We start from the raw sequence: 12,575 nt of genomic DNA, 5'->3' as shown, positions 1-12,575 counted from the left end.
GATGCGCCGGGTGACCAGCGCTGACGGTACGCGGATCGCCGTCTACGAGTACGGCGAACCGACCGCGCCCGTGCTGATCGCGGTCCACGGCTACCCGGACAACGCCTCGCTCTGGGAGCCGGTCGCCACGCGGTTGACCGAGCACTTCCGGGTCATCACGTACGACGTCCGCGGCGCGGGGGAGTCGGACCACCCGCGCAAGCGGGCGGAGTACAAGTTGGAGCGGCTCGAGGAGGACTTCCTCGCGGTGCTTGACGCGGTCTCGCCTGACCAGCCGATCCAGCTGCTGGCGCACGACTGGGGATCGATCCAGGCCTGGCACTTCGTCACGAGCGAGCGGCTGCAAGGACGGATCGCGTCGTTCGTGTCGATCTCCGGGCCGTCGCTGGATCACGCGGGCTACTTCCTCCGGCGACGCGGGCTGTCGCGTGACGGTCTCAAGCAGCTGGTGCACTCCTGGTACGTCTTCTATTTCCAGCTTCCGTGGCTGCCCGAACGCGGCTGGCGGAAAGGCTGGGCGCATCGGGTCTTCGGGCGGCTCGAGCGCAGCGCCGAAGGGACGAGTCCGGACGCGGGGGAGCGCTCTGTGGCGGACTACGTCAACGGGCTCAACCTTTACCGAGCGAACGTCGTACCGAGGTTGTTGCGTCCGCAGGAGCGGCGTACCGGCGTACCGGTGCTGGCTGTTTCGCCGGACGGGGACGCGTTCGTGACGACGCCGCTGCAGACCGATATTGCGCGCTGGGCGCCGAACCTCAGCGTGCAGGTGGTCAGGGGTGGCCACTGGATGCCCCGGAATGATCCCGGACTGGTGGCCCGATTGACCCTCGAGCACACCCGGCGGGTGGCAGGCTGGAGGGTATGAGAACGATTCTGAACTTGATCTGGCTGGTGCTGGCCGGTTTCTGGCTGGCCGTCGGCTACGTCGTCGCGGGTCTGATCTGCTGCGTCCTGATCATCACCATCCCGTTCGGCATCGCGTCGTTCCGGATCGCCGGCTATGCGCTCTGGCCGTTCGGCCGGACCGTGGTCGACAAGCCCGGTGCGGGCGCCGGCTCGGTGCTCGGCAACGTGATCTGGGTGATCTTCGCGGGCTGGTGGCTGGCGCTGGGCCACCTGGTCACCGGAATCGCCCTGTGCGTCACGATCATCGGCATCCCGCTCGGCCTGGCGAACTTCAAGCTGATCCCGATCTCTTTACTGCCGCTCGGCAAGGAGATCGTCCCCAGCGACCTCGCCTTCGCCGCTAGGTGAGTCAACCGGCGAGATCACTGACCGTCCTCGGCTCCTGCGGCGCGTGGCCCGAACCGGGCCGTGCGTGCGCAGGCTTCCTGCTCGAGTACGACGGTTTCAAGGTCGTGCTCGACCTCGGCTATGCCGCGTTGCCCCAACTGCTGAAGCACTGCCCCGAGGGTGCGGTCGACGCGGTGATCGTGACCCACCAGCACCCGGACCACTGCGTCGACGTGAGCGCGCTCGCCCGAGTGCGCTACTACCTCGCACGGGAAGCCCCGCCGATCCCGCTCTACTGCCCGCCGGGCGTTCTCGACGTACTGCGAACGCTGGAGCCGCGACCCGACCCGGCAACCGTCTTCGAGGTACGAGACCTGGCGGAGGCAACCGAGATCGGGCCGTTCCGGCTGGAGATCGCTCTCTTGCCGCACTATGTGACCAACCTCGGTGTCCGGTTGATTGCGCCGGAGTTGACCGTGGCCTACACCGGCGACAGCGGACCCGGTCCGGAGGTCGCCGCGCTGGCCGTCGGGGCTGACCTGTTCATCTGTGACGCGACCCTGCAGGGGCCTTCCCCGGAGACCACCCCGCGCTATGTGATGACGGCGATCGAGGCGGCGACGGCAGCTACCGGTGCGGCCCGTTTGCTGTTGACTCATTTCTGGCCGGGCTCCGACCGTACTGTCTCGGTGGTCGAGGCCCGGCAGGTTTTCGCCGGCGAAGTCATTGCCGCGGAGGAGGGGCTTGTTCTCAGTCTGTGATTCGGGCGTGGCGGAAACGGGACACCTGTAGCAAGAGGGCCTGGGCGACCATGATGGCGATACCGATCCACAGGGCCGGGCGGATGCCGAGGCGGTCGGCGAGAATGCCGCCGAGTGGTGCGCCGATCACGATCATGCCGCGGTTCAGTGAGCGCAGCGTCGCGTTCAGCCGGCCGAGCAGTTCCGGTGGCGTGGCGGATTGACGGTAGCCCATCTCGATCGGGCCGTCGAGACCGAGCGAGAGGCCGAACAGCAACTGGCCGGCGCAGAGCAACACGATGCCGCCGGCCGAGTCGCCGGCCAGCGGGACGGTGGCGTAGGCGATCGGGCTCACCCAGCGGCAGGCGATGATCGCCGGCCCGACGCCGAACCGGCGGCCGAACCACTCCGAACCGGTCGATCCGAACACCGCGCCGAGCCCCGTGGCGGCGAAGATGATGCCCACCTGGAGGCCGTTGAGGTCCATCTCGTCCAGGAGCAGGGCCAGCATGAGCGTGGTGATCATCCCCTGGGCGAACATCCACAGGTGTGAGCTCAGCGCGAAGGGCCGGAACGTGCTGCCGTGGTAGACCCAGGCCAGGCCCTCGCGGATCTCCCGGCGCAGGTTCCGCGGCTGATCCTTGCCAATGGCAACTTCGGGATGGAGCGGCCGGACGGTGGCCAGCAACACTCCGGAGAACAGGTACGAGACCGCGTCCACCAGCATCGCGAGCGGCGCGCCGAGCAGCGTGATCACGCTGCCCGCCACCGGCGGAGCGCCCGTTGCGGAGACGGCGCCGGACTGCTCCAGCCGGGCCCAGGCCACGGTCAGCAGCGGCTTGGGCACCAAGGCGGGCGGGAACGACTGGTGGGCGGCGTCGTACAGCATGGACACCGCACCGAAGGCGAAGACGACGCCGAGCAGCACCGGCAGGGTCAGGGCGTCGAACGCGGCCGCGATCGGGACCACGGCGAGGATGATCGCCCGGGCGAGGTCGGCGCCGATCAGGATGGGCTGACGGCGGTGCCGGTCGACGTAGACACCGGCGAGCAGGCCGAACAGCAGATAAGGCAGCCAGCCGGCCCCGCGAAGGATCCCCAGCTCGGTGACGCTCACGTCCAGGGTCTTCTCCGCGATGAACGGGATGGCGAGCATCGTGAAGGAGGACCCCGCGACCGAGATCGCGTCCGCCGTCCAGAACCGCACATAGCCGGGGTATTGCAGCAACGGGAAGCGGCGGCCCATCCCCGAACCCTAGTTGTGGTCCAGTCCAGGCCGGATCCCGCACCCTTGGGCACGGGCCAGTCGCGCTGACGCCGATTCTGGCGACTGGCCCGTGCTCAAGGCCGCAGGCTCCACCGCAGGACCCCGCCGAGCCGGCGGTGGGCGGCCGACCGGTCCCGGCCAGCTGGCCCGGCCGATCAGTTCAGGGGCGCGGTCAATTCTTTTGTTTGGCGGCCTCGACCAGTTTGCGGACGCTCTCGATCGAGCCGCAGCCGTTCTCGATCAGCCGGGCACGCTCGGCTGCGAAGACCTCGCCGAGCTTGGCGCGGACGTCCTCGCCGACATCGGTCTTCGCGGGGTTGAGAACGTCGCGTTCCTCTTCGTCGAGGTGGTGCGTGAGCGCCTCGGACAGCTCGTGCGTCTTCTCGCTGAACTCCTCGCTCGCGGTGTCCTCGACCTCCATCAACGCGAGCAGCGCCTCGTTGCCCTCGGCGTGCTCGTGCTCGGAGTGCTCCACCTCGTCGTCGTCGATCGCGTCCCGCTTGTTCAACGCCGGGTAGACCTTCGACTCCTCGGCCTCCGCGTGGGCGATCAGCACGGTCGCCAGATCCGCGAGCACAGCGGCGCGGTCGGCCTCGACGTCGCGAAGCTCACGCAAAGCCTCCTCGAACCAGCGGTGGTCGGCCAGGATCACCTGGACCACGTCACCACCGGTCTGCTGCAGGATCTTCGGCATTTCCGTCCTCCATGTCCGGCCGCTCCAGCGTTTCACTCCGACCGCCTGGTACCCGGACCCGCCCTGCGCATGCATCCGCGAGCTAATCTGCGCTGATGGTCACCGTCCGTGCACTCGTCCGCCGCCCGAGCCCCCGCCTCGCCGAAGGCCTGCTCACCCACCTCGAACGCGTCCCCGTCGACGCGGACCTCGCCGTACGGCAATGGCGCCAGTACGTCGATGCGCTGGCCGAAGCCGGCTGGACCACCGTCGAGGTGCCCCCGATCGACGACTGCCCCGACGGCGTGTTCGTGGAGGACACGATGGTGGTGTTCGGCGACCTCGCGGTGATGGCCCGTGCGGGTGCCGACGAGCGGCGCCCCGAAGCCGCCGAGGCGGAACGGGCCGTCGCCGCACAGGGCTACCGGATCGCCAGGATCACCGAGCCGGGCACGATGGACGGCGGCGACATCCTCAAGGTCGGCGCCACCCTGTACGTCGGGCTGGGCGGCCGCACCAATCAGGCCGGGATCGACCAGTTGCGGCAACACTTCACGCCACTGGGCGCAGAGGTCGTCGCCGTACCGGTCCGCAAGGTGCTGCACCTGAAGTCGGCCGTGACCGCGTTGCCCGATGGAACGGTGATCGGGTACGAGCCGCTCACCGACAACCCGGCCGCCTTCGCGAAGTTCCTCGCAGTACCGGAGGAAGGCGGAGCGCATGTCGTGCTGCTGGGGGAGGACCGGCTCCTGATGGCGGCCTCCGCACCCAGGACCGCCGAGCTGTTCCGCGAGCGCGGCTACACGCCGGTGGTCGTCGACATCAGCGAGTTCGAGAAACTCGAAGGCTGCGTGACCTGCCTGTCAGTCCGCCTTCGGAGCTAGCGTCCACCGGTCCCGGGCCGCCGCTGACAGCTCACGATCCTTCTTCTTGCCGTGGTTGTCCGCGGCGTCGCACGCCTCCAGCAGCATGCCGCGGAAGATTTCGGTGTCCGGGTGATCGGCGCCGAGTCCTTCGATGCCGTCGGCAAGGGTCAGCTCGAGCACCTGCACCCCGGCACCGAGCTGACCGGCGAACATCGTCGCCCGGCCCAGCGCCGCGCGCGTCCGCAGGACCTTCGGGTGCTGCCCGCCGAGTGTTTTCTCGTCCTGATCGAGCAACTCGGTCAGCACCTTCATCTCGGCCCGCGGCCCGCCGACCATCAGCTGAGCACCGGTCTCGCCTTCGACGGCGATCCGGGTCAGGTCGTGCCCGGAACCGAAGACACGGATCAGTTGCGGCGTGATGAGCTCGAACCAGCCGATCGCCGAGGCGTAGTCGCCAGTCGCCAGCAGCACCTGCGCGACCCGGAGCCGGACCTGGAGAGTCGCCGGGTCATCAGCTTTGAGCACCTTCTCGCAGGCCGCGAGCGAGGTCTCGTACAACGGCAGAGCACCGGCCGAATCGCGCGCGGCCCAATGCGCCTCAGCCTGCTCGTACGTCGCGTCGACCAGCTCGGGATGGTCCTTGAACTCCGACGCCGGCGGCTCCTGCGACAACGAGGCGGGCACCGCGGCCGGACGATCGAGCAACCGTCGGCCGACATAGCTGCGGCCGCCCGTCTTGATGATCCGGAACCGCCCGCGGCGGGCGACCGGGATCAGCAGGAAGGTCGAGTAGAGCGTGCGGACGGACGAACCACAGTCCGGGCAGACGTCGACGTGGCCGTAGAACCGGTTGCCGATCCCGCTCAGCCGGGTGATCGAATCCGGTGCTCGCCAGGCGGTCGACGTCGTGGTGCAGGCTCGGCAGAACGGGTACACCCCACCGCGGACGTCAGTCATTCGGCCCATCTTGGCCGGTTTCGGCTGATTTGTCGTCTTCGCCGCCTGACGGGTCGCCTGAAAGGGCAAGTTTGGCCAATTCCGGGTCGGTGATCGCGAAGGTCCGGACCGGGCCGGCCGGCGTCTGCGCGGTCTCGAACCGGACGGTGACCCGGCCGCGCCCGGAACCCCAGACCCAGCCTTCGCCGTGCTGCGTGTGCACCACGTCCTGGCCTGGGTAGTACCCGACCAGGCGGTCGCGTGGCCGCTCGGGCAACTCGATCACCTCGACCGGCGCGTCCTCGTGCTCGCTCTCCGTGAACAGATCATCCTGGATCCAGTCGGCGAGCGAGGAGACGCCGACGCCGAGCAACCGGATGCCGCCCGAGACGTCGCTGTCCTCGAGCAACCGCTTCGCCACCCGGGCGATCACCCGTGGGTCGTCGGTCGGCCCGGCCAGCGTCGAAGAGCGGGTGTGGGTGGTGAAGTCGTGCATCCGCGTCTTCACCGTCACCGTCCGGCCGGACAGCTGCGCCTTCTGCAGCCGCTCGGAGACGCGATACGCCATCCGGTCACCGATGGCCGCGAGCAACGACCGGTCGATGATGTCGGTCTCGAAGGTGTCCTCGATGCTGATCGACTTGGTCTCGCGGTCGCTCACCACCGGCCGGTCGTCGGAGGCGGTCGCGAGCCGGTACAGGCTCGAGCCGTGCGCCGAACCGACCTGCCGGACCAGCTCGTCCTCGTTCAGTTGCTGCAGGTCGCCGACCGTGCGGACCCCGGCCATACTGAGCCGCTGCGCGGTCGCCGGGCCGACGCCGGGGATCACCGTCACCTGCATCGGCGCGAGGAACTCGGCCTCGGTGCCGGCCGGTACGACGACGACGCCGTCCGGTTTGTCGAGATCGCTCGCGATCTTCGCGATCAGCTTGGACGTCCCGGCCCCGACCGACGCGGTCAGCCCGCCGGTGGCCTCCTTGATCGCCGCCTTGAGATCGTTCGAGATCGCTTCGACGTCGTCGACGGTCAGGTTGCTCAGCCCGGCCGCCGCCAGATCCACGAACGCCTCGTCCAGCGAGAGCGGCTCGACCAGCGGTGACAACGCGCGCATCTGCGCCATCACCGCCCGGCTGACCACTCGATAGACCTCGAACCGCGGCCCCAGGTACGCCGCGTGCGGGCAGCGCGAGCGCGCCTCGGCGGTCGACATCGCCGAGCGGACGCCGTACTTGCGGGCCTCGTACGACGCCGTCGAGACGACTCCGCGCAGGCCGATGCCACCCACGACGACGGGCTTGCCGCGCAGGGAGGGCTTGTCCCGCTGCTCGACCGCTGCGAAGAACGCATCCAGGTCGACGTGCAGGACGGACGGATCGGTACGCACGGCCCCAGTCTCCCCGGCGCCACCGACAATTCCTGGCAGGATCGCTCCATGAGGACCTTCCCCGCCTGGGACGACGGCACGACGGCCACCGGGCTCCAAGCATCAAACGCACAGCATCAGGTGCACTGGTACGACGACCGCACCGCGATCATCCGGCAAGCCTTGCGGACCAATTTCGAGGGCCCGTTCATCTACTTGCTGCTCGGCACCGAGAAGGCGCTGCTGCTCGACACCGGCACCGGCCACGCGGACCTGCGCAAGGTCGTCGACGAGTTGCTCGCCGGCCGCGACCTGGAGCTCGTGGTCGCGCACACGCACGGCCACGGCGATCACGTCGGCGGTGACGCACAGTTCGATTCCGTCGTCGGCAAGTCGGCCGACGAAGTCGCGCAGTACTTCGGTGTCACCGCCTGGCCGGACCAGATCGTCCAGTTCGAGCTGGGCGAGCGGATCCTCGACGTGATCCCGATCCCCGGGCATCACCCGTCGCACGTGGCGTTCTACGACCGCTCGACGCGCCTGCTGCTGACCGGCGACTCGTTGTACGCGGGCAGGTTGTACGTCTTCGACTGGCCCGCCTTCCGGGCGAGCATCGCCCGGCTGGCCGCGTTCGTTGCCGCGGGCAATCCGGTGGAGCTGGCGCTCGGCGCGCATATCGAGATGACCCGGCAACCCGGTGCCGACTTCGGGATGGGGGCCGACCAGCACCCCGGCGAACACGAGCTGCAGCTGGACCCCGCAGTACTGACCGAGCTCGCCGATGTGATGGCCGCGGCGGGGGAGACGCCGCACCGGATCGTCCGGGATCACTTCATCGTGTTTCCGCTCTCGGCGACCGGGGAACCACTGTGACCAGCCGGATCGGCGTACCAGCGGGTGAACAGCGACGCGACTCGGCTCACGCAACCGGCCCGGGTCGGGCAGACTGAGGCCAAGTACCCGACAGGGGGAGGCGCTGATGGGCGAGGAAGTCGACCGGGTCGAATTCACCCGGGCGGATCGGACCGCGTTCCGCGACCAGGTCCATCGCAATCTGGACGCGTTCGCGCGGATGCTGCGCGAGTCGCGGTTCGATTCCGAGCGGCCGATGACCGGGATCGAGATCGAGCTGAACCTGGTCGACGAGAACTGCGACCCGGCGTTCAAGAACTCCGAGGTGCTGAGCGCGATCGAGGACGACGCGTTCCAGACCGAGCTCGGTCAGTTCAACGTCGAGATCAACGTTCCGCCCGGCCAGATCGACGGTGATGGTCTGGACCGGATGGAGAAGTCCATCCGGGCGAGCCTGAACGCCGCCGAGGAGAAGGCGCAGCGAACCGGCTCGTCGATGGTTGTCGTCGGCATCCTGCCGACGCTGCTGACCGAGCACATCCATCGCGAGGCGCTCAGCACCAACCCGCGGTACGCGCTGCTGAACGACCAGATCTTCGCCGCCCGCGGCGAGGACGTGCAGATCGCGATCGACGGGATCGAGCGGCTCCAGGTCACCGCCGACAGCATCGTGCCGGAAGCAGCCTGTACTTCGACGCAGTTCCACCTGCAGGTCACGCCCGAGGCGTTCCCGCGGTACTGGAATGCGGCCCAAGCGATCTCCGGCGTTCAGCTCGCGATCGGTGCCAACTCGCCGTTCCTGTTCGGCAAGGAGCTGATGCGGGAGACCCGGATCGCCTTGTTCGAGCAGGCCGCCGACACCCGCACCCACGAGCTGAAGACGCAGGGCGTCCGGCCGCGGGTCTGGTTCGGCGAACGCTGGATCACCTCGATCTTCGACCTGTTCGAGGAGAACTCCCGGTACTACCCGGCGCTGCTGCCGGTCACCTCCGCGGAAGATCCGATCGCGGTGCTGGATCGCGGTGACACCCCGGCTCTTTCGGAGTTACGCCTGCACAACGGGACGATCTATCGCTGGAACCGCCCCGTGTACGACGTTGTCCGGGAGAAGCCGCACCTGCGCGTGGAGAACCGGGTACTGCCGGCCGGCCCGACAGTCGTCGACACGATGGCCAACGGCGCCTTCTATTTCGGCCTGGTCCGTGCCCTCGCCGACGACGAACGGCCGATCTGGTCGCAGATGTCGTTCAGCGCCGCCGAGGAGAACTTCCACGAGGCGGCCCGGCAGGGCATCGACGCCGAGGTGTTCTGGCCAGGCGTCGGTACTGCCCGCGCAACCGAGCTGGTATTGCGCCGGCTGTTGCCGATGGCATCGCGAGGCCTGGACGCGTGGGGCGTCGACTCGGCGGTCCGGGATCGCCTGCTCGGGATCATCGAGCAGCGCTGCCTGACCAACCGCAACGGGGCTTCCTGGCAGGCCGACGAGTTCCACCGTCTGTATACAAAGGGCTCTCACGGTCGTAAGGACGCGTTGCGAGGCATGTTGCGCCGCTACCGCGACCACATGCACGAGAACCTCCCGGTTCACGAATGGCCGATCGACTGAGCCGCCGGCTCGCTGGTTAACCGAGTAAGTCCGCGCAGACAACGAAGGACAGCGCCGGAACCGGGGTCAGCCCGGTGGAACATCCACGCCCTTGCCCAGGGCAACGGCGTACGGAAGCCAGCCCTCGTTGACGCCCCGGCGGTGAACAGGGGGCTGGCGCGCCGGGTCGCAACCCTGCAAAGGTGTGCGCCACGAAGGTTAGACCGTGGCAGGGCGGGTATGGAGTCGTGAACCGTTGGGGGACGGGGACCGGCGCCTTTGGATCGGGTGACGGCCTAGCTGGCACGGCCGTGTTGCGGGCGCAATCGCTCAAGCGTCACGGTCGCGACACAGATCGTGCATTTCCGCAGATGCCGGAGCGGGTTCAGGGCAGTATCGTTCGGAACGGGTCGACCGTTTCAGGTGATGGACACCCGGAGGTGAGGCAAGTCGATGACGACCATCGTCGTGGGTTATGTGCCGAAGGCCGAAGGGCGCGCGGCGCTCCGGCGGGCGGCAGAGGAGGCGAAGCTGCGCGACGCCAAGCTGGTGGTGGTGAACTCGCACCGGGGCGGACGCAGTTTCGACAGCGACGAGGCCGCGGCGAGTGACGCCGCGTTGACAGAGGTACGGGAGCAGCTCGACTCGACCGGCGTGCCTTACGAGGTGCGGCAGTTGGTGCGTGGACTCGATCCGGCGGAGGACCTGGTGGCCGTCGCCGAGCAAGTCCATGCGGAGTTCATCGTGATCGGCCTGAGGCGCCGGTCCCCGGTCGGCAAGCTCATCCTCGGCAGCAATGCCCAGCGGGTGCTGCTCGACGCTCCGTGTCCGGTGCTGGCCGTGAAGGCCGACGCTGAGCTGACCGAAATAGGGGAGGACTGAGGTGACTTCGACACGCAGCAAGAAGCTGTGCCTCGCACAGCAGCCCGACGCCGACGAGATGCTCAGCAGAGACGCGTTCGCGTTGCTGGTCGGCATGTTGCTCGACCAGCAGATCCCGATGGAGCGCGCCTTCGCCGGTCCGGTTGCGATCGCGCAACGAATGGACGGCCCGTTCGATCCGTCCACGGTGGCCTCCTACGACCCCGACGGTTTTGTCGAGGTGGTGGCCGGCCCGCCGGCGGTGCACCGGTTCCCGACCGCGATGGCGGCCCGGATCCAGACGCTGGCCAAGCATCTGGACGAGGAGTACGGCGGTAACGCGTCGGCGGTCTGGGCCGATGTGAAGAGTGGCGACGACCTGCTGGCCAGGCTGTCGGCGCTGCCCGGGTTCGGTGCGCAGAAGGCGAAGATCTTCGTCGCGCTGCTGGGCAAGCAGCTCAAGGTCCGGCCGCGCGGCTGGCGCGAGGCGTCCGAACCGTACGGCGAGGACGGTGCGTACAAGTCGGTCGCGGACGTGATCGACGTGGCGTCCTTGGTCAAGGTGAGACAGTTCAAGCAGGAGCAGCAGGTCGAGAAGCGCGTCGTCGCCCGGCCGCTCCGGCAGACCAGGAACAGTTGAGCGCTGGATGAAGCCCTAGCCGGTACCAGTGCAGACGGTGGACTGGTACCGGTCAGGCGCGCCGTTGAGGGGGTCGTGGGACGCCCGGACTTGGTGGCCGGATTACAATGAAGTGTTGCTGCCGCCTGACCAGCGCGGGGCCACCGACTCGCAGTACCCGCAATGCCGTATTTGCTGTATCAGAAACCCTGCAGACTGAATCGTCAGACGAGAGGTAATTCGTGTCGTCCAGCTCGTCCGAGAATCTCCCCGACGAGTCAACTCGGGCGGTGGCCGCCACCGCCCGCAGTACGACTCAACGGACCACCGCCAGTGTGAAGAAGACTGCCGCTCCCGCCAAGAAGGCTGCTGTGTCCCCCAAGGAGGACGGTATTCCCGCGAAGAAGGCCGCCGCCAAGAAGGCGCCGGCGAAGAAGGCCGTGTCCGAGGCGGGTATCGCGATCGACCCGAAGACCGGTAAGCCGCGCGCGCTGGACGAGGTCGACGAGTCCGACTTCTCCGCCGACGCCGTCAAGCCGCTGGAGAAGGAGCTCACCGAGGACCAGGGCTTCATCGTCTCCGAGGCCGACGAGACCGATGAGCCCGAGCAGCAGGTGATGGTCGCCGGTGCCACTGCGGACCCGGTGAAGGACTACCTGAAGCAGATCGGCAAGGTCCCCCTGCTGAACGCCGAGCAGGAGGTCGAGCTCGCCAAGCGGATCGAGGCCGGCCTGTTCGCCGAGGAGCAGATCAGCGACGCCGAGACCAAGCTCAAGGAGAAGGTCAAGGACGAGTACGAGTGGATCTCGGAGGACGGCCGGCGCGCCAAGAACCACCTCCTCGAGGCCAACCTGCGACTCGTCGTCTCGCTGGCCAAGCGGTACACGGGCCGCGGCATGCTGTTCCTGGACCTGATCCAGGAGGGCAACCTGGGTCTGATCCGTGCGGTCGAGAAGTTCGACTACACCAAGGGTTACAAGTTCTCCACCTACGCGACCTGGTGGATCCGGCAGGCGATCACCCGCGCGATGGCCGACCAGGCCCGCACGATCCGCATCCCGGTGCACATGGTCGAGGTCATCAACAAGCTGGCCCGCGTCCAGCGCCAGATGCTGCAGGACCTGGGCCGCGAGCCCACTCCGGAGGAGCTCGCCAAGGAGCTCGACATGACCCCGGAGAAGGTCATCGAGGTGCAGAAGTACGGCCGTGAGCCGATCTCGCTGCACACTCCGCTCGGCGAGGACGGCGACTCCGAGTTCGGCGACCTGATCGAGGACTCCGAGGCGATCGTGCCGGCCGAGGCCGTCTCGTTCACCCTGCTGCAGGAGCAGTTGCACGCCGTCCTGGACACGCTGTCCGAGCGGGAGGCCGGCGTCGTCTCGATGCGCTTCGGCCTGACCGACGGCCAGCCGAAGACGCTGGACGAGATCGGCAAGGTCTACGGCGTGACCCGTGAGCGGATCCGCCAGATCGAGTCGAAGACGATGTCGAAGCTGCGGCACCCGTCGCGTTCCCAGGTGCTCCGCGACTACCTGGACTGATCCGGTGTCATAGTGGAGGCATGATCGAGAGGGCACTCG

Annotated in this window: 13 protein-coding genes; 9 read left to right on the top strand and 4 right to left on the bottom strand. The window is 68.1% G+C overall.

Annotated features, from left to right (window positions below; genetic code table 11):
• The first annotated feature begins 1 nt into the window (after position 1).
• From G3I17_RS13305 to G3I17_RS13295, 3 genes are read left to right on the top strand one after another with little or no spacing between them, the layout of a single operon-like run.
• On the top strand, positions 2-865 hold the full coding sequence (locus G3I17_RS13305; protein ID WP_164596296.1) for an alpha/beta fold hydrolase: 864 nt from the start codon (positions 2-4) through the stop codon (positions 863-865).
• Positions 862-1,254, top strand: coding sequence for a YccF domain-containing protein (locus tag G3I17_RS13300; RefSeq protein ID WP_164596295.1), 393 nt, complete (start codon positions 862-864; stop codon positions 1,252-1,254). Before G3I17_RS13305 ends, G3I17_RS13300 begins: the two co-directional genes overlap by 4 nt.
• Positions 1,251-1,994 carry an MBL fold metallo-hydrolase gene (locus tag G3I17_RS13295; protein WP_343238288.1) on the top strand — a complete coding sequence of 248 codons (744 nt, stop codon included), beginning with the start codon at positions 1,251-1,253 and terminating at the stop codon, positions 1,992-1,994. Before G3I17_RS13300 ends, G3I17_RS13295 begins: the two co-directional genes overlap by 4 nt.
• Here the strand turns inward: G3I17_RS13295 and G3I17_RS13290 are convergent.
• Entirely contained in the window at positions 1,984-3,219 is a 1,236-nt protein-coding gene (locus G3I17_RS13290; RefSeq protein WP_164596294.1) for an MFS transporter, read from the bottom strand. The genes G3I17_RS13295 and G3I17_RS13290 overlap by 11 nt on opposite strands.
• A 193-nt stretch (positions 3,220-3,412) precedes the next feature.
• Positions 3,413-3,934 carry a hemerythrin domain-containing protein gene (locus G3I17_RS13285; RefSeq protein ID WP_203590118.1) on the bottom strand — a complete coding sequence of 174 codons (522 nt, stop codon included), beginning with the start codon at positions 3,932-3,934 and terminating at the stop codon, positions 3,413-3,415.
• A gap of 95 nt (positions 3,935-4,029) precedes the next feature.
• Here G3I17_RS13285 and ddaH point away from each other — a divergent pair, with 95 nt between their 5' ends.
• On the top strand, positions 4,030-4,797 hold the full coding sequence (gene ddaH, locus G3I17_RS13280) for a dimethylargininase (RefSeq protein WP_164596293.1): 768 nt from the start codon (positions 4,030-4,032) through the stop codon (positions 4,795-4,797).
• On the opposite strand, the gene G3I17_RS13275 is transcribed toward ddaH, so the two are convergent.
• A complete protein-coding gene (locus G3I17_RS13275; protein ID WP_164596292.1) occupies positions 4,777-5,736 on the bottom strand; it encodes a tetratricopeptide repeat protein in 960 nt (319 codons plus the stop codon). The genes ddaH and G3I17_RS13275 overlap by 21 nt on opposite strands.
• Entirely contained in the window at positions 5,729-7,099 is a 1,371-nt protein-coding gene (locus tag G3I17_RS13270; protein WP_164596291.1) for a DNA polymerase IV, read from the bottom strand. The genes G3I17_RS13275 and G3I17_RS13270 overlap by 8 nt, the downstream gene beginning before the upstream one ends.
• 48 nt (positions 7,100-7,147) lie before the next feature.
• Between G3I17_RS13270 and G3I17_RS13265 the strand changes: the two genes are divergently transcribed.
• The 5 genes from G3I17_RS13265 to G3I17_RS13245 all read left to right on the top strand — a co-directional run bounded on the left by G3I17_RS13265 (position 7,148) and on the right by G3I17_RS13245 (position 12,536).
• Positions 7,148-7,951, top strand: a complete 804-nt coding sequence (locus tag G3I17_RS13265; RefSeq protein WP_164596290.1) for an MBL fold metallo-hydrolase — start codon at positions 7,148-7,150, stop codon at positions 7,949-7,951.
• A gap of 106 nt (positions 7,952-8,057) precedes the next feature.
• On the top strand, positions 8,058-9,536 hold the full coding sequence (locus G3I17_RS13260; RefSeq protein ID WP_164596289.1) for a glutamate--cysteine ligase: 1,479 nt from the start codon (positions 8,058-8,060) through the stop codon (positions 9,534-9,536).
• A gap of 432 nt (positions 9,537-9,968) precedes the next feature.
• Positions 9,969-10,397 (top strand): universal stress protein, encoded by a 429-nt coding sequence (locus G3I17_RS13255; protein ID WP_164596288.1) that lies wholly within the window; start codon positions 9,969-9,971, stop codon positions 10,395-10,397.
• A gap of 1 nt (position 10,398) precedes the next feature.
• Complete coding sequence (locus G3I17_RS13250) at positions 10,399-11,016, top strand: HhH-GPD-type base excision DNA repair protein (protein ID WP_164596287.1); 618 nt, start codon at positions 10,399-10,401, stop codon at positions 11,014-11,016.
• A 269-nt stretch (positions 11,017-11,285) separates the two neighbouring features.
• Positions 11,286-12,536 carry an RNA polymerase sigma factor gene (locus G3I17_RS13245; protein ID WP_343238287.1) on the top strand — a complete coding sequence of 417 codons (1,251 nt, stop codon included), beginning with the start codon at positions 11,286-11,288 and terminating at the stop codon, positions 12,534-12,536.
• Positions 12,537-12,575 lie beyond the last annotated feature (39 nt).

The sequence above is a fragment of the Streptomyces sp. SID13031 genome (assembly GCF_010548305.1).
Taxonomy (GTDB): Bacteria; Actinomycetota; Actinomycetes; order Propionibacteriales; family Kribbellaceae; genus Kribbella.
The sequence above is the reverse complement of the archived record's forward strand: the minus strand, read 5'-3'. Positions and strand labels throughout refer to the sequence as shown.